This is a genomic window from Serratia sp. CY76391, assembly GCF_052166695.1.
Classification (GTDB): Bacteria; Pseudomonadota; Gammaproteobacteria; order Enterobacterales; family Enterobacteriaceae; genus Serratia; species Serratia nematodiphila.
On record NZ_JBJNOJ010000008.1, the window covers coordinates 268,175 to 295,150 of the forward strand.

A 26,976-nucleotide genomic window follows, 5' to 3' on the forward strand; every position below is an offset into this window, starting at 1 on the left:
ATGATAACCATAAGGAATACATAAGACGTCATTAGAAAAAAAGTCAGGAGAGACGTGTGGAGCACAGCGATAACGGACTGTTTATCAAACGGGAGCGTTTTGAAGTTCTGGCGATTCTGCGTGAAATTTGCAAACAACGCACGCCGCTGCGCGTAGAAAATCAGCAGCACCGGTTTCAAAGTCTGTTATTGAGCGTCGGGCCGGACAATATCGTGTTTAGCGGTGAGGAAGCGGAAAATGCCATCGACGGCGCCTGCACCATCGTGATTGAAAGCCACGACGCCAAAATCGAGTTTTCCGTCGGTCAGGCAGAACTGACCGAACATCAGGGCGTCCAGGCCTGCTCGACCCGGCTGCCACAGGAGTTGGTCTACATCCAGCGCCGCCGCCAGTTCCGCATCACCACGCCGCACTGGCGCCAATTCTTCTGTACCGGCGAATACCCGGACGGCACGCCTTATGAGCTGCGGATCCACGATCTGTCCGCCGGCGGCGTCGGTTTGCGCTTCGATGGTCCACTGCCGGATTTCTTCCAGCCGGGTCTGCAGTTCAAGAAAGCGGTGTTGGATCTGGGCAGCTACGGCAGTTTCAAGGTCAATATGGAGCTGGTGGTGGTCAACGACGATCAGGAAACCGACGATAACGACCAGGTGGTGCACTTCTCGCGCCTGTCGTGCCGTTTCCTCAAGCTGGGGCTGGCGATGGAGCGCAAAATTCAGAGCGCGGTGTTCGCCTTCGAGCTGGATTTCAACAAAAAGAAAAAACGCTGATATTTATCAGGGGCGGGCATGCTGCCCCTGACTCTCCACAGGTCTTACGGTTTTAACGCCCGCAGGCTGCCGATCTCTTCCCAACCGAAATGCGCCGCTTCGGCCAGCACGTCGCACACTTCGCCGCCGGCGGCAACCACGGCCGCGTCGAGCGCCGCGCCGCGCAGCAGATGGCTCACCAGCAGTGCGGTGAACAGATCGCCGGTGCCTTTGACCGCCGATTTGACCTTCGGATGGGTAAAGCACTGCGCTTCCTGCCGGGTGACCAACATTAAACCCACTTCGTCTTCGTGCTGTGCCACGCCCGGCGCGCTGGTGACCAGCACCCATTCGGTGGTGTCGTTCAACAGGGCCTGCGCGGCGCGTTGCGTCTGCTCCCGGCTGCTCAGAGAGCGGCCGCACAGCTGCTCCAGTTCGAAGCCGTTCGGCGTCAGGCCGTTGGCCAGCCGCAGGAACGGTGAACGATAGCAATTGACGATGCGCTCATCCACGTAGATCCCTTCGCCGTAATCGCCCATCACCGGATCGATATAGATCCTTATCTGCGGATTGAGGGCGCGCACCCGCTGCAGCCAGTTGGCCAGAATATGGCACTGCATCACGTCGCCCAGGTAACCGACGATCACCGCCCGGGTGCGTTTCATCACGCCGCGGGCGATCAGATCGTCGAGAAAGCCGCCGAACCACTCGCCGGAGATGACGCCGCCATGCGGCTTGCCGTAATAGGGCGGGCAGCCGAACAGCACGCTGGGCACCTGCAGCGCTTCCAGCCCCTTTTTCAGCAGGGCACGGTAGGCGATACCGTTGCCGACGCTGCCGTAAACCACCTGAGATTGAATGCTGATCACGTCGATGGACGGTGATCGCAAGGGTGAAGCCTGTTGCATGAGTTACATCCTTGGTTCGTTATTATCCAGCCAGCGGGCGAACACCTGCCGCGCGCGCTGTTCCAGCTGTGCGCCGTGGCGCGCCGCCTGTTCGCGCAGGCTCTGGGGCGCGAAGCCGGCCAGCTCCAGCTCGCAGGCATGGCCAATCAACCAGCGTTCGATATCGCGGTGATCCGCCTCCAGATGGAACTGCAGACCGAGCGCGAACCCCTGATAGTCGAAAGCCTGATGCGGGCAAATCGCCGTGCCGGCCAGGCAGCGGGCGCCGTCCGGGATCATGAACATATCGCCGTGCCAATGCAGCACCGGCGTATCGGCCAGCGGCGCCAGCACCGAGTCGTCTTGGGCCGCGAGCGTGGTCAGCGGAGCGAAGCCGATCTCTTTAACGCCGAGCGAAATCACGTCGGCGCCCAGCGCCTGGGCGATCACCTGCGCGCCGAGACACACCCCGAGGGTCGGCCGCCGCTGCGCCAGGCGCTGTTTGACCAGCGCCAATTCATGGTCGAGAAAATCATAGCGCTGCTCACCGGAAAAGTGCCGGGCGGCGCTGATCGGCCCGCCGAGCACCACCAACAGATCGGTCTCTTCATTATTGATAGCACGAATATCATCGCGACCGGCATCGTAATAGTCGATCTGATAGCCGCGCAGCGAGAGCAGGGAACCGAGAATACCCAGGTTTTCAAAATTGACGTGTCGAATGGCGACGGCTTTTTTCATTGTTTAACCTCGTGAGCGTGGGTGAACGGCGTCAGCGCCAGCGACTCGCCCAGCACCGTGATGCCCTGCGCGCCGCTCTGGTAGACGATGCGGCGTTCGCTGACCTGGCTGAGCTGCACCTGATAACCCTGCGCGGCCGGGAACAGCGCGCACGCCTGCTCCAGCTGATCGGCTGCCCAGGGGGTGAACATCTCCAGGCGGGCAAAGGCTTTTCCTGCATACTGAATGTCGAGCACGTAATGTTTATCCATGGAACCCCTTACTTTTGGCCGCGGAAGCTGCTAATCTTATTTGAACTAGTACAAAAGGATTTATGTATGGGTTTATTGTATGCAAAAGGCGGCGGCGCTGTCCAGATTGCCGAGCAGATCGCCGCACGCATCAAAGACGGCGCGCTGCGGCCGGGCGAGCTGTTGCCGCCGGTACGCCAACTGGCGGCGGAGCTGGAGGTCAATCCGAATACCGTCGCCAGCGCTTATGCCCGATTGCGCGATGCCGGCCTGGTGGCGACGCGCGGGCGGGCGGGAACGGTGGTGCTGGAGCCGCCGCTGGCGGCGGTGAGTGCGGCCTATACGCCGCGTCAGGTGCCGGCGGGAATGTGCGATCTGGCCAGCGGCAATCTGGATGCCGCATTGTTGCCGGCGTTGGCGCTTGGCGCGGCGGAGGTGTTCCCGCAGCAAAATGGTTATGACATCAGTGGCGATCTGCCGGTATTGACTGGTCTGGGACGCGAGTGGCTCAGCCGCCAGGGCGTCACGCTGGGGGAACCGGCGGTGTTCTCCGGCGCGCTGGACGCGATGGAAAAGGCGCTGCGCTGCCATGTGCAGCCGGGTGCGGCGGTGTGGGTGGAAGATCCCTGCTGGCCGCCGCTATTGACGCTGTTGCGCCATCTGCGTCTACGGCCGCTGCCGCTGGCGGTAGATGAACAGGGCTGTCGGTTGCCGGAAAGCGGGGCCGCCGGCGCGGTGATCCTGACGCCGCGTGCTCACAATCCGACCGGCGCTTCGCTCTCTGCGCAGCGCGCGCAACAGTGGCGGCGTTTTCTGCACGACAACCCGCAGTGTCTGGCGATCGTCGACGACTTCTGGGGGCCGCTTTCGCAGCAGCCGCTGCATCTGCCGTTCGACGGCGATCGCGGCCTGTACGTGTTGTCGCTGAGCAAGTTTCTCAGCCCGGATCTGCGCATCGCGCTGGCCTGCGGCAACCCGACGTTGCTGCAGGCGATGCGCGCCGATCAGTACATCAGCGAACGCTGGGTCAGCCATATCTTGCAACAGATCGCCGCCAGGCTGTGGAGACAGGCCTTGCAGGAAGGGCAACTGCCGCGGGCGCAACAGGCATATCAGGCCAGAAGGGATGAGCTGGTGCAGCGGCTCAATGCATTGAATCACACGGCGCTGGCGGTAGGTGAAGGGTTGCATCTGTGGCTGCCGGTGAGGTCGGAAAGCGCCGCCGCGCAGCTGATGGCGCAGCGGGGGTGGTTGGTGCAGGGCGGTGAGCCTTTCCGCCTGAAGGGTGGCCCGGCGCTCCGCGTTAGCCTGGCCAACGTGGTGCCGGCACAGCTGGCGCCGCTGGCGCAGGATCTGTCCGAAGCCATGCGGGCCGAGGCGGCGATCAACTAAGCCGGCGTCAGGTTTTCCTCCGCCAGCCGCTGTAGCGAGGTTAGCCGGGCGGTCGGTTCGGCGATCGGCGTGTCGATGATGAACTCGTCCACGCCGTACTGCAGCTGCAGCTGCGCCAGTTGCTGATGCACCTGCTGCGCGGTGCCGAGCAGAACATGACTTTCTCGCGGCTCGATGCGGTAGTCGGTGGCGCCGGCCTGTTGCACGAAACTCTCGGCCTGCGCCAGGCTGCCGACGGTCACGCTCTGCTCACCGGCGACGTGCACGCGGTATTGCTGAATCTCCGCCGCCAGCGCCGCCGCCTGCTCCGGGCTCTGCGCCACGATCGCCGCCACCGCCAGCAGCCCCTTGCGGCCGCCGCTGTGTGCGGTGTAGTGCTCCAGCGCTTCTCTAATGTCTTGCGGATTGCCGTTCAGATGCGCGGCGAACACGAAGGCCCAGCCGGATTCAGCCGCCAGCGTCGCGCTCTCTTTACTGGCGCCGAGCAAAAAGCGCTGGGCGGCGTGCGGCGGCAACGGCGTGGCGCTCAGGCCCGGTTCGGCGTCGTCGTTCAGGTAAGCGGTCAGCTGCGACAGCTGCTGCGGGAAGGCCGGTTTGTTTTGCCGGTCATGGGCGGCCTGCAGCGCCTGGGTGGCGAGCGGCAGCCCGCCGGGCGCTTTGCCCACCCCGAGATCGACGCGCCCTGGCGCCAGCGCCGCCAGCAGGTTGAAGTTTTCGGCTACCTTGTAGGCGCTGTAGTGCTGCAGCATCACGCCGCCGGAGCCGATGCGAATGCGCGACGTTTGGCCGAGCAGATAACCGATCAGCACCTCCGGCGACGGGCAGGCGAGCTGCGGCGTATTGTGGTGCTCCGCTAACCAGAAACGCCGATATCCCCAGCGTTCCGCCTGTTGCGCCAGATGCAGCGTGCGCGCCAGCGCCTGCGCGGCGCTTTCCCCTTCGGCGATCGGACTCTTTTCCAATATGCTCAAGGCATAAGCCATTTTCCCGCTCCTTTCCTCATCAGATATGCCTGACAAATACCATGCGGGCGGCGCACGCCTTAATACTGATTGGCGATAGGATATTCCATTGATCCAAAACGGATTTGGATATGCGCAGAACGGTAAAGTGCCGCGATGTTACCCCTCGAGCCAGGCCTTCAGACGAATGGCGTCACGGTAGTGGCCGTAGCGCGGCTGCGCGCCGAGCAGGATCATCACCACCGGCTGCCCTTTGATGGTGGTGCGCATCACCAGGCAGTGACCGGCCTCGTCGGTAAAGCCGGTTTTCTGCAGCTGGATCTTCCAGGCGGGGTTGTTGATCAGGCCGTTGGAGCTGCGGTAAACCAACTGGCCGTGGCCGGGGCGCACGATCTGCTGCTTGTCGGTGCTGAAGCGGCGAATCGACTGATAGCGATAGGCGTGATTGACCATCTTCAGCAGATCGTTGGCGGTCGCCACATTGCGCGGCGTCAGCCCGGTCGGATCGTAGAAGCGGGCGTGTTTCATGCCGATGGCGCGCGCTTTCTGATTCATTTTCGCCACGAAGGCCTTGCGCCCGCCGGGATAACTGCGGCTCAGCGCGGCGGCGGCGCGGTTCTCCGAAGACATCAGGGCGATGTGCAGCATGTCGCGGCGGCTGAGCACCGAGCCGATGGTCAGGCGCGAATGGGTTTTCTTCAGCAGATCGCGATCGGCGGCGGTGACTTTGAGCTTGCTGCCCATCGGGCGTTTGCTGTCCAGGGCGACCATGGCGGTCATCAGTTTGGTGAGCGAGGCGATCGGCAGCACGCGGTTCGGCTGCTTCTGATAGAGGGTCTTTCCGGTGCGTTGATTGACGACCAGCACCGATTTGGCATTCAGTACCAGCGGCGGCGTGGCGGCATGCACGGGCGCCAAAACGAACAGCAGGCTGAACAGCAGGGCGGCGCCGAAGCGCCGGACAGGCAGACGGAGAAAAGCGTGAGATAAAAGCATAACGGCGGCAATAGTGACCCTAAGTGATTAAAAAATATCAAAAGAGTCTGCCGGGCAAATGTGAAGGAAATAGGGCGATAATCGCTCAAACTGTTACAACAATCCCTTTTGCCGCAGAGTGAAGCGGGTAGCCTCGTTCAAATCGTAGTCCGCGAGACGCTCGCGCGGCACCCAGGCGTAATCATCGAACTCGTCGTTGATCGTCACGTCGCGGTTGGCGGCATGGCAGTCGAAAATCAGGTAAATCATGTAGATTTGCTCCCGGCTGCCGTCGGCGTAAGTTTTGATGCGCACGTCATCGCGGAAAGTCCAGGGCGTGATATTGTCGAGGATCAGCGCGGCGCCCAACTCTTCGCGCACTTCGCGTCGCAGCGCCTGTTCTATTTGTTCACCCGGCTCGACGCCGCCGCCGGCCAGTGCCCACTGGCCGGGAAACACGCCCTTGTGCGCCGCCATTTTGCACAGCAGGAAGGCGTTATCGTTTTCAATCAGCGGGCAGACAATGATGCGTTGGCGCATGGAGGACTCCTGTCAAAAAACAAACCCGCAGCGTAACAGGTTTGGCGGCGCGGAACAGGCGGCAGGATCGCGTTCTGCGCGATAGCGAAAATTTTTGTTCCGCAGCGGTTATCGTCCTGATAAAGGCGTAATCTACCAGAACTGTGAATTCACCGAAGAGGGAGCTTTATGAATTATCAGGTGGTGCCATTTTGGTTTTACTCCGTCAAGGTTCTGCTGGCGGTGTTGGCCGCGATCGGCTTGGGGCTGTGTGGCGTTAACGCGGCAATTTTTTACTGCCTGCTGCTCGGGGTTGTGTGGCCGGTCGCCGTTTCGATACGGCTGCATCAACTGACGGAAAAGGGTCTGGCGATGAATCCCCGGCGGGATTCGCACTGGATGGTCTATGTGCAGGGCATTCCGGTACAGGAAACCCGTCAGGTGTTAACCAATCCTTGTTTTGCCCTGGAATACCCGATGCAGATCTTTTTTCTGCGCGCCTTCGCCGGTAAAACCGTATTGCAGACGGCGCTGTTGCTGCTATTGATCACGCAGTTGGCGGCGGCGACTTATCTGTGGGTAGCGTTGGCCGGCGCGTTGTTTGGCGTTTGGCTGGTGTACAGAACCGTCGACAGCGTGCGCGCGTTGCGCGATGTGGCTCGGCAACGCTGGGTTAGCGAGCAACTGGTGACCGCACATGACACTGTCTGGTATCGGGCGGCGTTTAACGGCCGTAAAGATACTGTGGCGGCGCTGGATCGCCTGTTGACGTGGTGAAAATATGAATGAGCAGGAGCAAGCCGGTCAGCTTGCTTTTGCGTTTTGTTCCTCAACCTGGCGTCAATCAGTAGTGTTATTGAATATCATTTGCAATCATTTCTGGTCAGGATAAAGAAGAAATTTTCACCTGTCACGGAGATGATGAAAAATGCCTAATGGAATAAAACCCTTTGTTTTGATGACTCTTCTGCTGCTGTCGGCCTGCCACAGCGCGCCGGTCAGCCAGCCCCCTCAAGACGCCACGGCGACAGCCCCTATCGATGCCACCAAATCGCTGTTCCCGCTGGGGAACTATTCGCAGTCTGTCGATAAATGGTTGCCGCCCGGTCCGCAGCGGCGGGTGCCCGTGATGGATGCCGCCACGCAGCAACGTCATTTTTCCGCCCTCAAATCTCACTATTTTGGCATGGGGCCGAACGATGAATCCCCCTGGAATCCGCATTACATCGCTGCCGTCCTGAACCGCGAAGCGGAAAACCACCGTGATGCCGCAATGGATAAATACCTTGGCAGTGTCTCCTGGGGGGAAAACTTCAGGACTCACACCGACCGCTGGAAACAGCAAGTCAGAGATAACGCTTCTACGGGCATTAGGCAGGTTTATCATTCTTCGGCCCGAGGCATTGCGGTCAGGGAGACGCTGGTCAGGATCCTGCCGACGGACGATCCGGCTTATGACGACCCTCGCCTGGCTGGACAAGGTTATCCCTTTGATAATTTGCAGGATTCATCTATCCGCCCCGGTACGCCGGTATACGTTATTACGCAAAGCCGCGATAAACGCTGGAAATACGTCATGTCGCCTACGGTGATCGGTTGGGTGCATAGCGAAGACATCGCGGCGGCGGATCAGCGGTTTGTCTCCGAATGGCTGGCGCTGGCGGGGAAAAATCTGGGGGCATTCATTAAACAGCCGGTTTCGGTGCAAACGGGCGGCCAGTTTTATTTTACGGCGCGCCACGGCACGATTCTGCCATTTTACCGTCACCGACAGGGCCTTTTTGTGGTCGCCGTGCCGGTACGCCGAGAGGATGGCCGCGCACAGATGCATCGTGTCGTTGTCAAGAAGGGGGAATTTGCCGCCATGCCGTGGAAAATGACGCCCGAACATTTTGCCGTACTGATGCGGTCAATGAGCGGCAGGCCTTATGGCTGGGGGAACTATAACTTCAATAATGACTGCTCCGCCGAACTGCGCAGTCTGTTGATGCCTTTTGGCCTCTTTCTTCCCAGAAATTCCGCCGCGCAGATACAGGCGGCCACCCGGGTGGTTGATCTTGCTCAAGCGAACACCAGTGAACGGCTGCACTATCTCAAAGATCACGGCAAACCCTTCACCACGCTGGTTTACATTCCGGGCCATATCATGCTGTATATCGGCAATGCGCTCGTTGACGGCCAGGTCGTGCCGATGACGTACCAGAATATCTGGGGGCTGCGCCCGGCAGATTCAAAGCGCCGCAGTATTATCGGCGGCGCAGTCTTTTTCCCGCTGCTGGCGACCTATCCTGAAGATGCGAGCCTGATGTCGCTGGCTGGCAAGGCGCAGTTCAAACTGGGATTTATTGAATAGCCCATTCTTTAGTTGATAAAGCGACCGCGAATGCGGCCGCTTTTTGTGCAGCGACAAATCGAACTGCGCTAATTGCCTAGCCGGCGCTGGATAATTTTATCGTGCTCATCCGTCAGGTTAGCGTAATTCCAAATAAATAATCCGCCAAGGTTAAAGTCCAAAACCTGATCGATAAAGTAATTTAAATTCCAGTCGGTCAATCCTTTGGTCGTCAGGGCCAGAATGCATTTTTTATTTTCGGCCCCGTTCGCCAACGATTGTTTTAATGCCGGGATAACATTAGCGAGAATATCGTCATTGCTCCACATCGCTGCCGCATAACAGTAATGGATAAAGCGGTCGCATTGGTCTGATTGAATGATTTTTCTGACTTTCTCGTTGAGCTTGTTGCCATTTTCCGTATTGGGGTGGTTGTAAGAATAACCGGCAATAAAACCAAAGCTGGTCTCTTTCCCGGCCTCTTTTAGCCGTTTCATGGCTTCGATGACCCGTTCGGTGTTCATATTGCATTCGTCATCAAAATCGACGCCATCCCAGCCCCGATCGACCGTGGCCGCGACGATCCTCAACACTTCATCCCCATTGGCCGGCTTTTGCTGCGGGGAGCATCCGCCTCCGCCGTAAACCCATAGCGTCTTTCCGTTAAAGCCGGGAAGCGTATTGGGTTTGTTTTGTTTTTCCGGGCTCCATCCTGGCTGGGCTGAGGTGCCTGTGGTTAAGCCATCAAGGTTGGTTACCATGCCGTACATCATGACATCGAACGCTTTATGCGGTTGGCCAGCCAGAGACTGGCTCCATCCGCCCGTAATAAACTTGTTCATTGTCGTTATCTCCTTATTGAGCGTGTTCCTTAAATGAATGTGTCTTGCATGATGGAGGGTATCAGCTGCTATATTCATTTAGCCATTGTGCGGTTGCTGAACGGGCAAGGGATGAAAACTTTTTTAAATGAAATGACGTTTTTATGACGAAAATATTAATGAGCAAGAGCGTTGAAAATCATTAACGCCGATAAATAAAGATTGTTATAACAGAGGGGACGGTCTTGGGTTAACGGCAACAGGCAGGATAAGGCGTTATGGTGCAACGGTTAGCGGAAAAGATGCACAAGCTTGATTTCGATGATGAAGTGACCGGGCTGATCTACGGCCATGTGTTTCGTTCCGGTGAGCCGCCGGTGCGCCTGAACTCGCAGCAGATCTGTCAGGCCTACCAGGCTTTGCCGCCCGGCGACGGCTTTGTCTGGCTGCACCTCAATCTCAACCACGCGGCGGCGGAGAAGTGGCTGAAAAACCATTTCGCCATTTCCGATTTTTTCTTCCATGAAATTCGGCACGGTTCCCACACCACGCGCATCGAGCGCCAGGGCGACGATCTGTTCGCGGTGCTCAACGACGTGATTTTCCACCCTGAGGACAGCAACCCGGAAACGGCGACGCTGTGGCTCTATTGCTGCCGTGGGCTGGTGGTCACCGTGCGTCACAAACCGGTGCGATTGATTGAACGGCTGCTTGGCCGCCTGACGGCGCTGGAGCTGGCATCGTCTACCGAGCTGCTGGCGCACCTGCTGGAAGAGCAGGAGGACGTGTTGGAACAGGTGGTGCGACAGGCTAACCAGTATGTCGATACCATCGAGGATCGCCTGCTTACCCGCCGCGTCAAACGCAACCGCGCCGAGCTGGGGCGCATGCGCCGCATGTTATTGCGCTTTCAGCGCCTGTTGGCGCCGGAACCGGCCGCGCTGTTTCGCCTGTTGAACCGGCCGCCGGCCTGGCTGAGCCGCGAGGTGGTGCAGGATCTGCGGCAGTTTACCGAAGAGTTCACCGTGGTGTTGAACGATCTCGCCAGCCTGACCGAACGCATCCGGCTGCTGCAGGAAGAGCTGGGCGCCAAGCTGATGGAGCAGAATAACCGCACGCTCTACACCCTGACGGTGATCACCGTACTGGCGTTGCCGATCAACATCGTCGCCGGTTTCTTCGGCATGAACGTTGGAGGGATACCGCTGGCCAGCAATCACCACGGTTTTATCCTGCTGGTGTTGCTGGTCGGCAGTTTTACGCTGATCGCCGGTTATCTGGCGTTCAGGCGCAGGGACGAGTCGTAATTACAGGCGGGCGCGGTACTCTTCTTCCAGCCGGGTATGGGTGCTCCAGAACGGCTGCGGCGCCCGATCGTGCAGACGATCCAGCAGGATATCCAGATGGGTGTGCCAGCCGCCGGCGACGCTGAGCATCTCGTCGCGGTTGGCCAGGCGCCGGTGGGTGACCGTCAGCAGCACCGCGTTTCCCTGTTCCGTCAGCTCGAAGGTCACCTCGGAAGGGCGGCCCTGATCCTGTTCGGCCCAGGTAAAGCTCAGCAGGCGCGGCGGGAACAGGCAGGTGATGTGGCCGCGGTTGCTGACGCAGCCGCCGTGCTGTTTGTACTTGGCCGGCGGTGGCTCGTGCTCGCCCGCCAGATCGGAGTTGCGAAACTCCAGCTCCAGCGGCGCGCCGTTTTCCAACTTCATGGCGCCGGCCGCCAGCCAGGTGGCGCGCTTGTCGGATTCGGTCAGGTAAGCCCACACCCGCTCGATGGGGCCGGGCAGCAGCCGCTGGATGCGCAGCGTGCCGGGTTCGATAATCATGCCGTAATCATTCATGGTTCACTCCTTGGGAGGAAGCTGTTCGGGCTGCAGCAGCGCCTGTTCGAGCGCATCCAGCCGTTCAGTCCAGAAATGTTCATAGGTTTGCAGCCAGTGCATGGCCTGCGCCATAGGCTCGGGTTCGAGCCGGCAGATATGGTTTCTTCCTTGCACGGTGCGTTGCACCAGGCCCGCATGTTCCAGTGCTTTCACGTGCTTGGAGGCGCCGGCGAACGACATCTGCAGCGGCGCGGCCAGTTCGCCGATGCTGCGCTCACCGCCGGCCAGCGCGCGTAACATCGAGCGGCGGGTCGGGTCGGCCAGCGCATGAAAAATGGCGTCCAGCTGTGAGGAAGATAATTCAACCATATGGTTGAATATAGAACAGGCGGGCTAATATTCAACCGTTTTGTTGAATATTTTTTGCCCCGGCGAGAAACCGGGGCGAGGATCAGGCGCCGGCGTGCGCCAGCAGGGCGTTCAGCAATACGTCGGCGCCGGCGGCGGCCCAGGCGGGGGTGATATCTTCCCGCTCGTTGTGGCTGATGCCGTCCACGCAGGGAATGAAAATCATGGCGGTCGGAGCGACGCGGTTAAGGTAACAGGCATCGTGGCCGGCGCCGGAAATCATGTCGCGATGGCGATAGCCCAACGCTTGCGCGGCATGACGTACGCTGTCGATGCAGCTCCGATCGAAAGCGACCGGGGGATACTGGAAGATGCGCTCGGCGCGCGCGGTCAGGCTGCCGTCGTTGACGGTGTTCACCGCCGCCAGCAGGCGCTGCTCCATCTGCTCCAGAATTGACTCCTCTGGATGGCGGAATTCGACGCTGAAAAAGACGCGTCCCGGCACCACGTTGCGTGAATTGGGGGTAATTTGCGCCATGCCCACCGTGGCGCGCGCGTCGGGCGCGAAATCCCAGCCGATGCGATTGACCGCCGTGACCAGCGTCGCAAAGCCCAGCAGGGCGTCGCGGCGGCGGTCCATCGGCGTGGTGCCGGCATGGGCGCTAAAGCCGACGACCTCCAGTTCATACCAGCGCTGCCCTTGTGCGGCGGTCACCACGCCGATGTCGAGATGCTCCGCTTCCAGAATCGGCCCCTGTTCGATGTGCAACTCGAAGGCGGCATGGATCGGCGTGCCGCCCACCGGGTGCTCGCCGGCGTAGCCGATTCGCTCCAGCGCCTCGCCGAGGCTGACGCCGTGCTCGTCGCGGCGCGTCAGGCCGTATTCCAGGTCGAATACCCCGGCGAACACGCCGGAGGCGATCATCGCCGGCGCGAAGCGCGCGCCTTCTTCGTTGGTCCAGTTGATCACTTCAATCGCGCGTTCGGTGACGATCTGCCGATCGTTGAGGCTGCGAATAACCTCCAATCCGGCCAGCACGCCGTAGATGCCGTCGAAACGGCCGCCGCGGGGCTGCGAGTCGCCGTGAGAACCGGTGACGACCGGCGCCAGCTCGGGCCGCGTGCCTTCACGGCGCAGGAACATGTTGCCCATCCGATCGACGCGCACGCTGCAACCGGCCTCCAGCGCCCATCGGCGCAGCTGGTCGCGCGCCTGACGATCCTCTTCGCTGAGCGCCAGGCGGGTGACGCCGTTGTCAGCGATGGCGCCGAACTGCGCCATCGTCTGCAGGCTTTGCCACAGGCGCTCGCCGTTGACTCGATACGTCATTGATCTTCTCCCGGCGTTTTAGCGGTGTAGCGGAAATCGCAGCAGGGAGCGCCGGACATGATGGTCTGGCTGCGCTGCAGTTCAACGTCAGGCGCATAGCCGACGATAAACTGGCTGTCGCGAGCGCAGGAGAGCAGGTGGCCGATCTCCCCAAGCCCCATCTCGTGATACATCTCGGCGTAGCGGCAGCGGGTGACGTTATAGTCGAAGTGCTGTTCGTCCTGATTGATCACCTCGACGCGCAGCGCATCGTCTTTTTCCCACAGGTACTGCAAGGCGGCGAAGCTGCGCAGATCCGCGCCGTTCGGTTCCTGGGCGGCGAACTGTTTGCCCGCCTCGATGGCGGCATTCTCGATGGCCTCGCCGATCACCGCCTGGGCGCGCGCCTTGCCGATTTCACGCACCAGGATCTGGTAGATCGGTTTGATGATCTCCGCCTCGATTTTTCTGCGGGCCAAAATGCCCAACTCGTTGTTTGCACAGCTCATCGCCTTGCTCCTCTTGATTTATTGTGGTTTGGCGCCGCCCAACACGGTTTGCGGCTGCCATTTGCCGTCAACCACCCGATACAGGGTGAAGCTCGGCTGTTGCAGGTTGCCCTGCGCATCGAAGGCAATGGCGCCGGTCACGCCCTGATAATGTATGGCGCGCAGTTTCGGCAGATAATCGGCCGGGTTGGCCGAGCCGGCCTGTTCGATGGCGGCGATCAGCACTCGGGTGGCGTCGTAGGCGAAGGGCGCATGCAGTTCGATGTGGGTGTGGTAACGATCGCGGTAGGCTTGCTCAAACGCCTTGCCGCCCGGCATCTGTTCCAGCGGCAGCCCCGGCTCCAGCGCCACCACGCCTTCACCTTCCTGCTGCGCCAGCGTCAGGAAGGTTTGGCTGACAAAGCCGCCGGCGCCCATCAGCTGCGCGTTCATGCCCAGCTGTTTCAGTTTGCGCGCCAGCGGCGCCGCCTGGGAATCTACGCCGCCGAAGAAGATCAGATCGGCGTTTTTGCTGCGCACGGTGGTCAGCACGGCGCTGAAATCGACGGTCTTGTCATCGACGTATTCACGAGCGACCGGCTGCACGCCCTGGGCCTGCAGCGATTTGATGAATTCGTCCGCCAGCCCCTGGCCGAAAGCGGTGCGATCGTCTATCACTGCGATGCGCTTGGCTTTCAGCGTCTTCACCGCATATTGCCCGGCGTAGTTGCCGCCGTCGTCGTCGTGGCCCATCACGCGAAAGCTGGTGTCAAAACCTTGTTGCGTATAGCCGTGACCGGTGGCGACCGGCGCCACCTGGGCGATGCCGGCCTCGTGATAGATGCGCGCCGCCGGGATGCTGGTGCCGGTGTTCCAGTGGCCGACCACGCCGGCGACGCCTTCGTCGACCAAACGCTGCGCCACGGCCACGGCGGTGCGCGGATCGGACTGGTCGTCCTCGGACACCAGTTTGAAGGTGACCGGTTTGCCGTTCAGCGTTGGTTTCTGCGCGTTAGCGTCGGCGATCGCCAGTTGCGCGCCGTTTTCGAGATCTTTGCCGATGCGCGCGGAAGGGCCGGTCAGCGGCCCGGCCAGGCCGATCAGAACGGTGTCGGCCGCCAGCGCCGGGAGGCTAAGAATCATTGTCATGGCAGCCAGCGCCAACGGTTTGATGCGAATGTTATGTTGCATGTCATACTCCTGGTGCGGTTAAAAGAAACAACGGTTATTCACCCAAATAGATCTGTTTGATTTTTTCATCGTCCAGCATGTCGGCGGAACGGCCGCTGTGGCTCAGGCTGCCGCTGTCCAACACGTAGGCACGATCGGTGGACGCCAGCGCCAGGCGGGCGTTCTGCTCGACCAATAGTAGCGTGACGCCGTCACTGGCTAACTGCTTGATGACCGTGAAAATGGCTTCCACCACAATCGGCGCCAGCCCCATCGAGGGTTCGTCCAATATCAGCAACCGCGGGCGGCTGAGCAGCGCGCGGCCCATCGCCACCATCTGCTGTTCACCGCCCGAAAGTAGCCCGGCCGGTTGGTGCAGGCGCTCGCTCAACCGCGGGAAGGTGGCGCACACCCGTTCGAAATCTTGCCGCACCGCCGATTTGTCGCGCCGCGCATAGGCGCCGAGCTGCAGGTTCTCCCGCACCGTCAAACGGGTGAAAATGCCGCGTCCCTCCGGCACCATCACCAGCCCCCGTTGCAGCAACCGGTGCGGCGGCACGCCGCGAATCGAGCAACCGTCGAACAGGATGTCGCCTTCGAACGGCTGCAGGCCGGTCAGCGCTCGCAGGCTGGAGCTCTTGCCCGCGCCATTGGCGCCGATCAGCGTCACCTGTTCGCCGGCGTTGACCATAAAATCGATGCCTTTGACCGCATGAATGCCGCCATAAGACACTTTGAGTCGTTTAACGCTCAGCAGGGTTTCAGACATGCGCGCCACCTCCCAGATAGGCCTGAATGACCGCCGGTTCGCGCCGCACCTGCGCCGGCTCGCCTTCGGCGATCGCTTTGCCGTAATCCAGCACCGTCAGCCGATCGCACAGGCCCATCACCAGTTTGACGTCGTGTTCGATCAGCAGCAGCGTTTTGCCGCTGTCGCGGATGCGCAGCAGCAGCTCGCGCAGCGCTACTTTTTCACCGGCGTTCATGCCGGCCGCCGGTTCGTCCAGCGCCAGCAGCCGGGGCTCGGTCGCCAGCGCGCGGGCAATCTCCAGACGGCGTTGGTGACCATAGGCGAGATCGCCGGCGCGGTAATGGGCGAATTGGCTGATACCTACGTACTCCAGCAGCGCATGAGATTTATCGCGCACCGCCTGTTCCTCCTCTTTCGCGCGCCCGTGGCGAGCGATCGCCGCCCACAGGCCGTTGCGGGTGCGCACGTGGCAGCCGACCATCACGTTTTCCAGCACGCTCATTTCGTTGAACAACCGCAGGTTCTGGAAGGTGCGGGCGATGCCGGCCTGCACCACTTTGTCGATGGCCTGTGGTTTATAGCGCTGGCCCAACAGGCTGAACTCGCCCTCGTCGGCGCGATACAGGCCGGTGATCAGGTTGAAGCAGGTGGTTTTGCCGGCGCCGTTCGGCCCGATCAGGCCGTAGATTTCCCCCTGGCGGATGCTCATGCTGACGTCATCCACCGCCGTCAGGCCGCCGAAACGTTTGCTGACGTGATTTAAAGCGAGCAGCGGCGTCATGCGGCGTTCCTCCTGGCATGGCGAGCCGGCCATAGGCCCGCCGGGCGATACAGCATCACCAGGATCAGCGCCAGGCCGTAGAACAGTTGGCGGATGATTTCCGGGTCGATCAGCACCTGGCCGAACAGCGCCTGCTGCAGCGGCCCCATGCTGCTGCGCAGCAGCTCCGGCAGGGCGGCCAGCAGCAGCGCGCCCAGGATCACGCCGGGGATGTGCCCCATGCCGCCGAGCACCACCATCGCCAGTACGGCGATCGATTCCTGCAGGGTGAAGGATTCCGGCGACACGAAGCCCTGAAACGCGGCGAACAGCGCGCCGGCCACGCCGCCGAAGGTGGCGCCGATGGCGAAGGCCAGCAGCTTGAAGTTGCGGGTGTTGATGCCCATCGCCCGCGCGGCGTCCTCGTCTTCGCGGATTGCCGTCCATGCGCGGCCAATGCGCGAATTCTGCAGCCGCAGGCTGATAAACAGGATCGCCAGAAGCAGCGCGGCGAACAGGTAGTAATACAGGTACAGGCCGGAAAAACGCACGCCGAACCACTCATGCATGCCGGAAAACTTCAGGCCGAACAGGCTGACCGGATCGACGCCGGAAATGCCTTTGGGGCCGTTGGTGAGGTTGACCGGGCGATCCAGGTTGCGCATCAGAATGCGCACGATCTCGCCGAAGCCCAGCGTGACGATCGCCAGATAGTCGCCGCGCAGCCGCAGCGTCGGCGCGCCGAGCAGGATGCCGCACGCCGCCGCCAGCAGCGCCGCCAGCGGGATCAGCCACAGCATCGACAGGTGCAGTCCGTCGGGGAACCACTGCAGCAGCAGCGGGAACTGCTGCGTCAGATGCGGTGACGACAGCAGCGCGGCCAGATAGGCGCCAACGGCGTAAAAAGCGATAAAGCCCATGTCCAGCAATCCGGTCATGCCCACCACGATGTTCAGCCCGAGCGCCAGCATCAGGTACAGCAAGGCGAAGTCGACAACGCGCACCCAATAGTTGCCGCCGGCGGCGCCCGCCACCCAGGGCGCCAGCAGCAGGGCGAGAATGAACAACGTCAGCCCCAGCCCGGCGCGACGCGGCGTGGCCAGAGGAGCGGAGGGAGTCAAAACGGTCATCGTGATGTCCTTATGCGCGCGTGGCGATGCGTTCGCCCAACAGCCCGGAGGGGCGGAAAACCAGCACGGCGATCAGCACCAGAAACGCGAACACGTCCTGGTAGTTGCTGCCGAACACGCCGCCGGTCAGCTCGCCGAGATAGCCGGTGCCCAGCGATTCGAACAGCCCCAGCAGCAATCCGCCGAGCATCGCGCCGCGCAGGTTGCCGATGCCGCCGAGCACGGCGGCGGTAAACGCCTTGATGCCGGGCAGAAAGCCCATCGAGAAACCGGCATTGCCGTAGTTGCTGGCCATCATGATGCCGGCCACCGCCGCCAGCGCGCCGCCGAGCGCGAAGGTCAGAACGATGATGCGGTCAGGACTGATGCCCATCAGGCCGGCGACCTGCGGGTTTTCCGCCGTGGCGCGCATGGCGCGGCCGAAACGGCTGTGTTCGACCAGCAGCCAGAGGCCGGCCATCACCGCTACGGCCACCGCCAGCGTGACGATCGCCGTGCCGGTGATCACTGCCGGCGCATGTTCGGCGCTGCCTGCGGTCAGGGCGATGGGCGTCATCGGCAACAGCTGCGGAAACATCAGGGGATTGCGTGACCAGATCAGCATCGCCAGGGTTTGCAACAGCAGCGAGACGCCGATGCCGCTGATCAGCGGGGCCAGGCGCGGTGCATTACGCAACCGGCGATAGGCCAGACGCTCGATCGTCATCGAGGTGATGGCGCAGACCGCCATGGCGAACAGGGCTGCCAGCAGCAGCGTGGCGTAAGGCGATAACGCGGGAAAGTGGTGTTGCAACACGTTTATCGCCGACAGCGCGCTCAGCGCCCCGACCATCAGCACGTCGCCGTGCGCGAAGTTGATGATGCGCAGGATGCCGTACACCATGGTGTAGCCGAGCGCGATCAGCGCATAAATGCTGCCGAGCATCAAACCGTTGACGGTTTGCTGTACCAGCGTATCCATAAGGAGAGTCCGGAGATAATGAGTCAGAGGCTCACAGTAGAGAATTTAAAAAAATTGTAAAATACGGAAAAATACTTTCTTATACAAAAAACGAGTGATTTTAATGCGTTGATTTTTATGTATATTGAATCCATTCCTTCAGTGTCGATTTCCCAAAAACAGTCAATATATGAAAAAAACAGAACAGTACGATGAGCCATTGCCGATGCTGCCGAACGATCCGCCGCTGCGCGCCGTGCGGGCGTTCGAAGCCATCGCGCGCCTGGGTGGCATCAGCGCGGCGGCTAACGAGCTGATGATCTCGCCTTCGGCGGTCAGTCATCAACTCAAAACGCTGGAGGCATTTTTGCAGATGCCGTTGACCGAACGGCAGGGGCGTAACCTGGTGTTGCGCAGCGAGGGGCGGGAGTACTACCGTTCGATTCGCTCGGCGTTCAACGTGCTGCGGCAGGCGACCGAACACGTGCGCGAGCAATCCGCGTCGCGGCAGGTGACCATCAGCCTGATCCCGCTGTTCGGCATGGGTTGGTTCATTCCGCGGCTGCGCGGTTTCCTGCGCGAAAATCCGGATATCGACATCAATGTGGTCTACGCCAACCACCGCAATTACCTGAGCGACGCCGCCGATCTGTCGATCCGCTTCGGGGTCGGGCAGTGGACCGGCTATCGCAGCGAGAAGCTGATGTCCGGCAAAATGGTGCCGGTGTGCAGCCGGGCATTCAGTAAACTGCACGGTCTGCTCGATACGCCGGATCAGCTGGCGACGCTGCCGCTGCTGCACGACGAGGAACGCAATACCTGGATGCAATGGTTTCAGCAGGCCGGTGTCAAGCGCCCGCTGCGCAGCATCGGCCCGATGTTTGAGGACGGATTGTTGACATTGGCGGCGGTGCAGGCGGGGCTAGGGTGCGCGTTGATGCGTGAACCGTTAATCGCCCAGTACCTTGAAAGCGGTGAGTTGATCAAAATGTTCGATCTGCCGATCGATGACGGCCGCGATTATTACCTGTGCGCTCGGCTGGATAGTGAGCTGTCGCAGGAAGGCGAAAATCTGCGGCAGTGGCTGCGCCGTGAGGCGGCGGCTCAGAACGCCGGGGCATAATCTACAACCAACGCGTCTTTCAGCAGGTGACGGCTTTGCAGTAGAGTGCCGGTTCCTCTGTAGCGATAAGGTATGACGATGCTGTTCGATTTAAACCAGCACGCGGCCGAACTGCCCGAGGCCTGGCGCTCTGCCGTGCTGGGCCGCGTCGGTGCGGCCAACATCAAAGTGCTGCGCATGGATGCGCGCAGCATTGCGGATGAAATGCATGATTACAGCGAAGGGTTGCTGGTGATCAGCGGCCACCTGCGGCTGCAGGTGGCGGGGGAAGAAGTGGTGGTGCGAGCCGGTCAGCTGTATCAGGCCGCGGCCGGCGTGCCGCACCGCGTGTTGCCGGGCAGCGAAGGCACGCTGGTGATTGTCGATTTGCCGGAGGATTAAGTGCTGCCCAGGGCCCTGAGCGCCACGTTTACCGCCGCCAATAACCGCGCTTCTGTGACGCCGTCACGCGCCTGAATCGACAGGCCGTGCAAGAAGACGGCGAAATAGTCCCCCAGGCTGTCGGCGTCGGTGCCGGCCGGCAGTTCGCCGGTTTGCACCGCCTGCCGCAGCCGTTCGACGATCTGCTGCGTGCGCTGCAGCCGATGCTCTGCCAGCCAGGCTTTGAGCCCGTCGTTTTCTGCGCTGACGCTGGCGGCGGAGGAGACCACCATGCAGCCCTGCGGCAGATCCGGCCGGCTATAGAGCCGCACGGCATCTTCCAGCAGGCGTTTGATCGCCGGGCGAATGCCGCTTTCCTGCGCGAAGGCGCGATCGGCAAAGCCGCCTTCCTTGGTTTCGTAACTGGCGATCGCCTCGCGAAACAGCTGCTCTTTGGAGCCGAACGCTTTGTAGATGCGCGCGGAAGCAATACCCAACTCCGCCACCAGATCCGACATCGAGGTGCCTTCGTAACCCTGCCGCCAGAATAAGTTTCGCGCCTTCAAGAGCGCCTGTTCGCGATCGAACTCGCGCGGTCTGCCTGCCATTCGCTGCTCCAATTTACCTGCCATTCAGCGACATAGGATCGCTTAAATCGGCGGGAATACCAATGCCTTTATAAATTTCGCTTGCGGTCGCCGCGCTTTGCTCCTATTGTTTGTCAATCAACAACCAATAGGAGTTTACGATGAAAACCCTCAAAGGTCCAAGCCTGCATCTCGCGCAGTTCAGCGATGAGACAGCGCCGTTCAACAGCTTGCCCGCCATTGCCGAGTGGGCGGCGCAGACCGGTTTTAGCGCGTTGCAGATCCCGGCCTGGGATCGGCGTTTATTCGACGTGGCCACCGCTGCGCAAAGCCAAACCTACTGCGACGATCTGACCGGTATGTTGGCGGAGCATGGGTTGGTGGTCAGCGAACTGACCAGCCATATTTTCGGTCAACTGATGGCGGTGCACCCGGCTTACGATGCGCTGTGCGACAGCTTCGCGCCGCCGGCGCTGCACGGCAATCCGCAGGCGCGCGGCGAGTGGGCGCGGCAGCAAATGCTGTTGGCGGTAAAAGCCTCGGCGCGGCTCGGGCTCAGCGAACTGGGCACCTTTTCCGGTTCGCTGGCCTGGCCCTATCTGTTCCCGTTCCCGCAGCGCCCTGAAGGATTGATCGACGCCGCGTTCGACGAACTCGCCAAACGCTGGCTGCCGGTGCTCAACGCCTGCGACGAGCAGGGCATCAACCTGTGCTACGAAATTCACCCGAGTGAAGATCTGCATGACGGCGTGACCTACGAGATGTTTCTGGAACGCGTTGGCCATCATCCGCGTTGCCGGGTGCTGTTCGATCCGAGCCATATGGTGCTGCAGCAACTCAACTATCTGGAGTTTATCGATATCTATAAAGAGGTTATCGGCATGTTCCACGTCAAGGACGCCGAGTTCAACCCGACCGGCCGTCAGGGCATTTACGGCGGTTATCAATCCTGGATCGATCGTGCCGGCCGTTTCCGCTCGCTGGGCGACGGCCAGGTCGATTTCAACGGCATTTTTTCCCGTTTGACGCAGCATGGCTATCAGGGCTGGGCGACGCTGGAGTGGGAATGCTGCCTGAAAAATCCGCAGGACGGCGCGCGCGAAGGCGCGGCCTTCATTCGCGATCGCATCATCCATGTCACCGACAAAGTGTTCGATGACTTCGCCGGTGCGCCGGTCAATCTACAGCAGATCAATGCCTTGCTCGGCATTCGCTGAGCCAGTCCATCACAGGGAGTCACCCCATGAAACAACAAGAGAACGAGATCCTGTTGCAGGATCTCGGGGCGGAACACGTCTATACCCAGGTCAATGGCCAACGTATCCACTGCGTGATAGCCGGTGAAGGGCGGCCGGTGTTGCTGATCCCCGGCTGGCCGCAAACCTGGTACACCTGGCGCCATGTGATGCGCGCCTTGGCGGCGGCCGGTTTTCAGGCGATCGCCGTCGATCCGCCGGGTATCGGCGACTCTGACAAGCCCGCTGGCGGCTACGACACCGGCAGCATCGGTGCGGCGTTGCACGCGATGATGGCGCAGCTGGGCCATCAACGTTACCAACTGGTCGGCCACGACATCGGCATGTGGATCGGTTACGCCATGGCGAGCGACTTCCCGCAGGCGGTGGAGCGCCTGGTGCTGACGGAGGCGGTGATCCCCGGTCTGGCGCCGCCGCCGCCGATTTTCGTCGCGCCGGAGGAGAACATCTTCCTGTGGCATTTCATGTTCAACCAGCTGGCGGATTTGCCGGAAACCCTGACCCAGGGGCGCGAACGGGAGTATCTTGGCTATATCTTCAACCGCTGGTCCTATCGGCGCGATCGGGTGGCGGCTGAGGTCTATATCGCCGCCTATTCGGCACCGGGCGGCCTGCGCGCCGGATTCGACTATTACCGGGCGATCCCGGAGACCGTTCGCCAGAACCGAGTGCGCGCCGCCACGCCATTGACGATGCCGGTGCTGACCGTGGGGGCGGAGCACGCCACCGGCGACGCGCCGCTGACGACGCTGCAGGGCAATGCGCACGATCTGCGGGGCGAAACGGTCGCCGGCTGCGGCCATTTCATCACCGAGGAGTGTCATGAGGCGTTTATCGCACTGATTACGCCGTTCCTGGTGGGAGAACAACATGCCGCTTGATGAACGCATCGCCGCCTTTTTGGCGGCCTCGGCCGACGCGCCGCCACCCGCGTCGTTGGCGGACATGCGCGCGGCCACGGAAACCGGTTTACGTCTGCTGCAGGGCGAAGCGGCACCGAGCGGCGGCGTCAGGGACTATAAGGTGGTCGCCACCGATGGGCACCGGATTGCGCTGCGCGCCTATCTACCGGCGGGGGAAAGGCGCGCTGCCGCACAACCGGCGATGCTGTTCGCCCACGGCGGCGGCTGGTGCCTCGGTTCGCTGTCGCTGTATGACCAGCCCTGCCAGGCGCTGGCTAACGCCACCGGCCGGGTGATCCTGTCGGTCGACTATCGTCTGGCGCCAGAGTATCCGTTTCCGCAGCCGCTGGAAGATGTCTATCAGGCGCTCTGCTGGGTGGTGCAACAGGCGCCGCAGTTGGGGATCGACGCGCAGCGCCTGGCTGTGGGGGGCGACAGCGCCGGGGGCAATCTGGCGGCGGCGGTCTCGCTGCTGGCGCGGGATCGCGGCGGCCCGCATATCGAGCGCCAGCTGCTGCTGTACCCGGCGCTCAGCCGCGAAATGGCGACGGGGAGCTATCGTGAGTTTGCCGAGGGGCACTTTCTGACGCGCGACGCGATGGTATTTTGTTGGCAGCAGTATCTGGCTCAGCGGCGCGAACCCTACGGCGAACCGCTGCACGCCGCCACGCTGCGCGGGTTACCGCCGGCCACCATTCTGAGCTGCGAATATGATCCGCTGCGCGATGAGGCCGAGGAGTATGCGCAGCGGCTGCGCGAGGCGGGCGTGGCGGTACGCTGCGAACGGTTGCCGGGCGTGGTGCATGCCTGCATACACATGCTGGGGCTGACCCCGGCGGCGCGGCGCCTGTTCGAGCTGGCCGGCGAGTAAAAAAAAGCCCCGCAATGCGGGGCGTTTGGCTATTCATCCGACGTGCGATTAACGGCCGGCGACGGTGACAAAGCGCGTTTCCAGGTAGGACTCGATCGCTTCGCTGCCGCCTTCGGTGCCGTGGCCGGAGTCCTTCACGCCGCCAAACGGCGTTTCCGGCAGGCCGAAACCGATGTGGTTGATGCTCAGCATGCCGCTCTCCACGTCGCGCCCCAGCGCATTGACGGTGGCGATGTTGCGGCTGTAAGCGTAGGCGGCCAGCCCGTACGGCAGACGATTGGCTTCGGCGATCGCCTCGTCGTAGGTGGCGAACGGGCGCAGCAGGGCGACTGGGCCAAACGGCTCTTCCGACATGGCGCGCGCGCTCAGCGGCACGTCACGCAGCACCGTCGGCTCGAAGAAGTTGCCTTTGCCCGCCACGCGTTTGCCGCCGGTGCTGGCCTTCGCCCCGTGGGCGATAGCGTCCTGCACCAGCGCCTCGATATTGTCGACGCTGCGGCCCAGCACCATCGGGCCCATCGTCACGCCGTCTTCCAGCCCGTTGCCGAGCTTGAGCTCACGCACCGCGGCGGTGAATTTCTCCACGAAGGCCTCGTAAACGCCTTGCTGGATCAGGAAGCGGGTCGGGGCGATACAGACCTGGCCGGCGTTGCGGAACTTCGACTGCGCCAGCTCTTTGGCTGCCGCGTCGAGATCGGCGTCGTCAAAGATCAGCACCGGCGCGTGGCCGCCCAGCTCCATGGTGGCCTTTTTCATATGCTGGCCGGCCAGCGCCGCCAGATGTTTGCCCACGCGGGTGGAGCCGGTGAAGGAGATCTTGCGAATGGTCGGATGCGGGATCAGGTATTCCGAGATTTCCGCCGGGGTGCCGTACACCAGTGCGATCACCCCGGCTGGGATACCGGCGTCGGCGAAGGCTTTGATCAGCTCTGCCGGTGAGGCCGGGGTTTCTTCCGGACCTTTGACGATGATGGAACAACCTGCCGCCAGCGCGGCGGACAGCTTGCGCACGATCTGGTTAATCGGGAAGTTCCACGGCGTGAAGGCGGCCACCGGGCCGACCGGCAGTTTCAGGGTTTGCTGCTGCACGTCGCGGGCGCGGGACGGAATGATCTGCCCGTAGGTGCGGGTGGCTTCGCCGGCGAACCAGTCGATAACGTCGGCGGCGTTGAGAATTTCAATCTTGGCCTGCGCCACCGGTTTGCCCTGTTCCTGCGTCATGATGGCGGCGATGGTGTCGGCGCGTTCGCGCAGCAGCGCAGCGGCTTTGCGCCAGAGGTTAAATCCGCGCTCGGTGGCGGCCAGCGCCAGATCGAGATCCTCTGTGGCGGCGTGCGCCACCTGACCGATGACCTCGTCGCTGGCGGGGTTGGTGACAGGCAGGGTTTTCCCGGCCAGCGCGTTGCGCCATTGTCCATCGATATACAGTTGAGTATCCGGATACATTGTTGCCTCTTGTTTACGGAGTGGTCAGGGGCCGCTGAGTTTTGCGATGCGGCGCGTCTGAATGGGACAGGGACCTTAACCCTACGCCGAATGGCGGCGATCGTCCAGGCGAGGGGCACGAAAGGACCAGGGCGGCTACTCAACCGGCGATGTTTTGGCTATGCTGAGCAGATTGTCAGCACGGATGAGGAGGTCTGGTGCAAGGGGTTCCACAACAGTTTCCGTTCGAGAAGGACTGCGCGCAGTTCCGGCATTTGTCGCATCTGCCCGGCGTCGAACTCTATCAGGCGCACATTGAGCGCTATGCCTTCGAGCCGCATACCCACGACGCCTTCGCCATCGGCACCGTAGATACCGGAGCCGAGCGTTTTCGCTATCGCGGGGCGCAGCACCTGGCGGCGCCGGGCGCGCTGGTACTGATGAACCCGGATGAGCTGCATACCGGCGAAGCCGAAACGCCGGGCGGCTGGTGTTATCGCATGCTCTATCTGGCGCCCGAGGCGCTGGAGCAGCTGTCCGGCGATCGGAGCCAGTGGTTTACTGATGCGGTGCGTCACGATCCGCGGGCGGCGCAGCGCCTGTCCGCCATTCTTGCCATGCTGTGGCAAACCGAGGATCCGCTCACGCTCGACGGCCTGCTGTTGGAGGCCGTCGAGTTGCTGCACCCGCACATCCGCACCGGGCAGCGAGAGAAAGCCGAGGCGGCGCACCGTTTCGAGGTGGTGAAAAGCTACCTGCACGATAATTACGCCGAGGCCATAACCCTCCACCAACTGGCCGATCTGGTCTCGCTCAGCCCCTATCATTTCCAGCGCAGGTTCAAGGCTGAATATCATGTCTCGCCGCAGCAGATGCTGATGGCGATCCGGTTGTCGCAGGCTAAACGCATGCTGGAGCGCGGCATGCCCGCCGCACAGGTGGCGGCGGCGGCGGGGTTGACCGATCAGGCGCACCTGACGCGCGCGTTCGCTAACCGTTACGGCGTCACGCCGGTGCGTTTCCAGAAACAGGTGAAATTGGGCTAAAACAGCAACCTGCTACAATAATTCCTCCCCGCGTTTTCGCTACTCTGCCGCTGTCTTGTCGGGCGGGTTGGCCGCGCCGGCCGTTTGTCGGAGTCGTTATGTTCATTGGCGTTGTGTTTGCCCTGGCCGCCGGGCTGATGTGGGGACTGATTTTCGTCGGCCCGCTGCTGGTACCGGACTATCCCGCCGCGCTGCAGTCCACCGGGCGCTATCTGGCTTTTGGGCTGATTACCTTGCCGCTGGCCTGGTTTGATCGTCGTCGTCTGCGCAAGCTGCGGCGCCAGGATTGGTGGGAAGCGCTCAAGCTGACGGCCATCGGCAATCTGCTGTACTACCTGTGCCTGGCCAGCGCCATTCAGCGCACCGGCGCGCCGGTCTCGACCATGATCATCGGCACCTTGCCGGTGGTGATCGCCATCTGCGCCAACCTGTTTTACGGCCGGCACGACGGGCGCCTGGCCTGGGGCAAGCTGGCGCCGGCGCTGCTGCTGATCGTCTGTGGATTGGCGTGCGTGAACGTCGCCGAGCTGCGCGGCAATGCGGTATCGATCGACGGCTGGCGCTATCTCATCGGTCTTGGGCTGGCCGTGTTGGCGGTGGCATGCTGGACCTGGTTCCCGCTGCGCAATTCACGCTGGCTGCGGGAGAACCCGACGCAGCGGCCGGCCACCTGGGCCACGGCGCAGGGGCTGGTGACGCTGCCGCTGGCGCTGCTGGGCTATCTGGCGGTCTGCGGCCAGCTGGCGCTGAGCGAGCCGGCGTTCGCCTTGCCGTTCGGCCCGCGCCCTGAGGTGTTTATTCCGCTGATGCTGATCATCGGCGTGTTCTGCTCCTGGCTGGGGGCGCTGTGCTGGAACGAAGCCAGCCAGCGGCTGCCGACGGTGTTGGTGGGGCCGCTCATCGTGTTCGAAATTCTGGCGGGGTTGGCGTATACCTTTCTGCTGCGCCAGGCCTGGCCGCCGTTGCTGACGCTGGCGGGCATCGTCTGTTTGATCGCCGGCGTGGTGTACGCCATGCGCATCAAGCCGCAGCCGGTGGTGGTGGCGTTGGAGGACAAGCCGAGGTGACGCCCGCCGCAG

At 61.9% G+C, this 26,976-nt stretch carries 30 protein-coding genes; 12 read left to right on the top strand and 18 right to left on the bottom strand.

What is annotated here, in order from left to right:
- The first annotated feature begins 56 nt into the window (after nucleotides 1-56).
- Entirely contained in the window at nucleotides 57-770 is a 714-nt protein-coding gene (locus tag ACJ8PN_RS16510) for a flagellar brake protein (RefSeq protein WP_033632956.1), read from the top strand.
- A 44-nt stretch (nucleotides 771-814) separates the two neighbouring features.
- Here the strand turns inward: ACJ8PN_RS16510 and ACJ8PN_RS16515 are convergent, their stop codons facing one another.
- The 3 genes from ACJ8PN_RS16515 to ACJ8PN_RS16525 are packed head-to-tail and all read right to left on the bottom strand — an operon-like array spanning nucleotide 815 to nucleotide 2,628.
- A complete protein-coding gene (locus tag ACJ8PN_RS16515; RefSeq protein ID WP_049240901.1) occupies nucleotides 815-1,657 on the bottom strand; it encodes a PfkB family carbohydrate kinase in 843 nt (280 codons plus the stop codon).
- Between the two features lie 3 nt (nucleotides 1,658-1,660).
- Entirely contained in the window at nucleotides 1,661-2,377 is a 717-nt protein-coding gene (locus ACJ8PN_RS16520; protein ID WP_171454093.1) for a glutamine amidotransferase, read from the bottom strand.
- The gene (locus ACJ8PN_RS16525) at nucleotides 2,374-2,628 is read right to left on the bottom strand and encodes a hypothetical protein (RefSeq protein ID WP_004938217.1); all 255 of its coding nucleotides are present in this window, start codon (nucleotides 2,626-2,628) and stop codon (nucleotides 2,374-2,376) included. Before ACJ8PN_RS16525 ends, ACJ8PN_RS16520 begins: the two co-directional genes overlap by 4 nt.
- Nucleotides 2,629-2,694: 66 nt before the next feature.
- Between ACJ8PN_RS16525 and ACJ8PN_RS16530 the strand changes: the two genes are divergently transcribed.
- Nucleotides 2,695-3,999, top strand: coding sequence for an aminotransferase class I/II-fold pyridoxal phosphate-dependent enzyme (locus ACJ8PN_RS16530; RefSeq protein WP_411260773.1), 1,305 nt, complete (start codon nucleotides 2,695-2,697; stop codon nucleotides 3,997-3,999).
- On the opposite strand, the gene ACJ8PN_RS16535 is transcribed toward ACJ8PN_RS16530, so the two are convergent.
- The 3 genes from ACJ8PN_RS16535 to nudI form a co-directional block, all read right to left on the bottom strand.
- On the bottom strand, nucleotides 3,996-4,982 hold the full coding sequence (locus tag ACJ8PN_RS16535; RefSeq protein ID WP_085336858.1) for an MsnO8 family LLM class oxidoreductase: 987 nt from the start codon (nucleotides 4,980-4,982) through the stop codon (nucleotides 3,996-3,998). The two genes, ACJ8PN_RS16530 and ACJ8PN_RS16535, sit on opposite strands and share 4 nt — an antisense overlap.
- 138 nt (nucleotides 4,983-5,120) lie before the next feature.
- The gene (gene pbpG, locus ACJ8PN_RS16540; protein ID WP_411260771.1) at nucleotides 5,121-5,957 is read right to left on the bottom strand and encodes a D-alanyl-D-alanine endopeptidase; all 837 of its coding nucleotides are present in this window, start codon (nucleotides 5,955-5,957) and stop codon (nucleotides 5,121-5,123) included.
- A 93-nt stretch (nucleotides 5,958-6,050) separates the two neighbouring features.
- Nucleotides 6,051-6,476 (bottom strand): nucleoside triphosphatase NudI, encoded by a 426-nt coding sequence (gene nudI / locus ACJ8PN_RS16545; RefSeq protein ID WP_171454090.1) that lies wholly within the window; start codon nucleotides 6,474-6,476, stop codon nucleotides 6,051-6,053.
- A 168-nt stretch (nucleotides 6,477-6,644) separates the two neighbouring features.
- Here nudI and ACJ8PN_RS16550 point away from each other — a divergent pair, with 168 nt between their 5' ends.
- Together ACJ8PN_RS16550 and ACJ8PN_RS16555 are read left to right on the top strand one after the other, a co-directional pair.
- Nucleotides 6,645-7,232, top strand: coding sequence for a hypothetical protein (locus ACJ8PN_RS16550; RefSeq protein ID WP_171454089.1), 588 nt, complete (start codon nucleotides 6,645-6,647; stop codon nucleotides 7,230-7,232).
- A 151-nt stretch (nucleotides 7,233-7,383) separates the two neighbouring features.
- Complete coding sequence (locus ACJ8PN_RS16555) at nucleotides 7,384-8,808, top strand: SH3 domain-containing C40 family peptidase (protein WP_171454088.1); 1,425 nt, start codon at nucleotides 7,384-7,386, stop codon at nucleotides 8,806-8,808.
- 68 nt (nucleotides 8,809-8,876) lie between these two features.
- Here the strand turns inward: ACJ8PN_RS16555 and ACJ8PN_RS16560 are convergent, their stop codons facing one another.
- A complete protein-coding gene (locus ACJ8PN_RS16560) occupies nucleotides 8,877-9,629 on the bottom strand; it encodes a hypothetical protein (RefSeq protein WP_171454087.1) in 753 nt (250 codons plus the stop codon).
- Nucleotides 9,630-9,886: 257 nt separating this feature from the next.
- Between ACJ8PN_RS16560 and ACJ8PN_RS16565 the strand changes: the two genes are divergently transcribed.
- Nucleotides 9,887-10,915, top strand: coding sequence for a transporter (locus tag ACJ8PN_RS16565; protein WP_171454086.1), 1,029 nt, complete (start codon nucleotides 9,887-9,889; stop codon nucleotides 10,913-10,915).
- Here the strand turns inward: ACJ8PN_RS16565 and ACJ8PN_RS16570 are convergent, their stop codons facing one another.
- The 9 genes from ACJ8PN_RS16570 to ACJ8PN_RS16610 form a co-directional block, all read right to left on the bottom strand.
- A complete protein-coding gene (locus ACJ8PN_RS16570; protein WP_411260770.1) occupies nucleotides 10,916-11,449 on the bottom strand; it encodes an SRPBCC family protein in 534 nt (177 codons plus the stop codon).
- Between the two features lie 3 nt (nucleotides 11,450-11,452).
- Nucleotides 11,453-11,800 carry an ArsR/SmtB family transcription factor gene (locus ACJ8PN_RS16575; RefSeq protein WP_004938187.1) on the bottom strand — a complete coding sequence of 116 codons (348 nt, stop codon included), beginning with the start codon at nucleotides 11,798-11,800 and terminating at the stop codon, nucleotides 11,453-11,455.
- 82 nt (nucleotides 11,801-11,882) lie between these two features.
- Entirely contained in the window at nucleotides 11,883-13,109 is a 1,227-nt protein-coding gene (locus ACJ8PN_RS16580; RefSeq protein ID WP_411260769.1) for a Zn-dependent hydrolase, read from the bottom strand.
- Nucleotides 13,106-13,597, bottom strand: coding sequence for an L-2-amino-thiazoline-4-carboxylic acid hydrolase (locus tag ACJ8PN_RS16585; RefSeq protein WP_171454084.1), 492 nt, complete (start codon nucleotides 13,595-13,597; stop codon nucleotides 13,106-13,108). The genes ACJ8PN_RS16580 and ACJ8PN_RS16585 overlap by 4 nt, the downstream gene beginning before the upstream one ends.
- An 18-nt stretch (nucleotides 13,598-13,615) precedes the next feature.
- Nucleotides 13,616-14,767: a branched-chain amino acid ABC transporter substrate-binding protein gene (locus ACJ8PN_RS16590; protein ID WP_171454083.1), complete on the bottom strand. Its 1,152-nt coding sequence runs from the start codon at nucleotides 14,765-14,767 to the stop codon at nucleotides 13,616-13,618.
- Between the two features lie 34 nt (nucleotides 14,768-14,801).
- Nucleotides 14,802-15,515, bottom strand: a complete 714-nt coding sequence (locus ACJ8PN_RS16595; protein WP_351108603.1) for an ABC transporter ATP-binding protein — start codon at nucleotides 15,513-15,515, stop codon at nucleotides 14,802-14,804.
- On the bottom strand, nucleotides 15,508-16,278 hold the full coding sequence (locus ACJ8PN_RS16600; RefSeq protein ID WP_048323648.1) for an ABC transporter ATP-binding protein: 771 nt from the start codon (nucleotides 16,276-16,278) through the stop codon (nucleotides 15,508-15,510). Before ACJ8PN_RS16600 ends, ACJ8PN_RS16595 begins: the two co-directional genes overlap by 8 nt.
- A complete protein-coding gene (locus ACJ8PN_RS16605; protein WP_442535080.1) occupies nucleotides 16,275-17,387 on the bottom strand; it encodes an ABC transporter permease subunit in 1,113 nt (370 codons plus the stop codon). The genes ACJ8PN_RS16600 and ACJ8PN_RS16605 overlap by 4 nt, the downstream gene beginning before the upstream one ends.
- A gap of 10 nt (nucleotides 17,388-17,397) precedes the next feature.
- The gene (locus ACJ8PN_RS16610) at nucleotides 17,398-18,348 is read right to left on the bottom strand and encodes a branched-chain amino acid ABC transporter permease (protein WP_171454080.1); all 951 of its coding nucleotides are present in this window, start codon (nucleotides 18,346-18,348) and stop codon (nucleotides 17,398-17,400) included.
- Nucleotides 18,349-18,517: 169 nt separating this feature from the next.
- Here ACJ8PN_RS16610 and ACJ8PN_RS16615 point away from each other — a divergent pair, with 169 nt between their 5' ends.
- Nucleotides 18,518-19,450: a LysR substrate-binding domain-containing protein gene (locus ACJ8PN_RS16615; RefSeq protein WP_049188959.1), complete on the top strand. Its 933-nt coding sequence runs from the start codon at nucleotides 18,518-18,520 to the stop codon at nucleotides 19,448-19,450.
- Nucleotides 19,451-19,528: 78 nt separating this feature from the next.
- Nucleotides 19,529-19,831, top strand: coding sequence for a cupin domain-containing protein (locus ACJ8PN_RS16620; RefSeq protein WP_442535081.1), 303 nt, complete (start codon nucleotides 19,529-19,531; stop codon nucleotides 19,829-19,831).
- Here ACJ8PN_RS16620 and ACJ8PN_RS16625 read toward each other — a convergent pair.
- Nucleotides 19,828-20,418 (bottom strand): TetR/AcrR family transcriptional regulator, encoded by a 591-nt coding sequence (locus ACJ8PN_RS16625; protein WP_351108596.1) that lies wholly within the window; start codon nucleotides 20,416-20,418, stop codon nucleotides 19,828-19,830. The genes ACJ8PN_RS16620 and ACJ8PN_RS16625 overlap by 4 nt on opposite strands.
- Nucleotides 20,419-20,558: 140 nt before the next feature.
- Here ACJ8PN_RS16625 and ACJ8PN_RS16630 point away from each other — a divergent pair, with 140 nt between their 5' ends.
- From ACJ8PN_RS16630 to ACJ8PN_RS16640, 3 genes are read left to right on the top strand one after another with little or no spacing between them, the layout of a single operon-like run.
- Entirely contained in the window at nucleotides 20,559-21,614 is a 1,056-nt protein-coding gene (locus ACJ8PN_RS16630) for a sugar phosphate isomerase/epimerase family protein (protein WP_171454076.1), read from the top strand.
- A gap of 26 nt (nucleotides 21,615-21,640) precedes the next feature.
- Entirely contained in the window at nucleotides 21,641-22,534 is an 894-nt protein-coding gene (locus tag ACJ8PN_RS16635; protein WP_171454075.1) for an alpha/beta fold hydrolase, read from the top strand.
- Entirely contained in the window at nucleotides 22,524-23,426 is a 903-nt protein-coding gene (locus ACJ8PN_RS16640) for an alpha/beta hydrolase (protein ID WP_411260762.1), read from the top strand. The genes ACJ8PN_RS16635 and ACJ8PN_RS16640 overlap by 11 nt, the downstream gene beginning before the upstream one ends.
- A gap of 48 nt (nucleotides 23,427-23,474) precedes the next feature.
- On the opposite strand, the gene ACJ8PN_RS16645 is transcribed toward ACJ8PN_RS16640, so the two are convergent.
- Nucleotides 23,475-24,872 (bottom strand): NAD-dependent succinate-semialdehyde dehydrogenase, encoded by a 1,398-nt coding sequence (locus ACJ8PN_RS16645; protein ID WP_442535082.1) that lies wholly within the window; start codon nucleotides 24,870-24,872, stop codon nucleotides 23,475-23,477.
- 197 nt (nucleotides 24,873-25,069) lie between these two features.
- Here ACJ8PN_RS16645 and ACJ8PN_RS16650 point away from each other — a divergent pair, with 197 nt between their 5' ends.
- Together ACJ8PN_RS16650 and ACJ8PN_RS16655 are read left to right on the top strand one after the other, a co-directional pair.
- Nucleotides 25,070-25,897: an AraC family transcriptional regulator gene (locus ACJ8PN_RS16650; RefSeq protein WP_171454073.1), complete on the top strand. Its 828-nt coding sequence runs from the start codon at nucleotides 25,070-25,072 to the stop codon at nucleotides 25,895-25,897.
- 98 nt (nucleotides 25,898-25,995) lie between these two features.
- Nucleotides 25,996-26,964, top strand: a complete 969-nt coding sequence (locus ACJ8PN_RS16655; protein ID WP_442535083.1) for a DMT family transporter — start codon at nucleotides 25,996-25,998, stop codon at nucleotides 26,962-26,964.
- The last annotated feature ends 12 nt before the right edge of the window (nucleotides 26,965-26,976 follow it).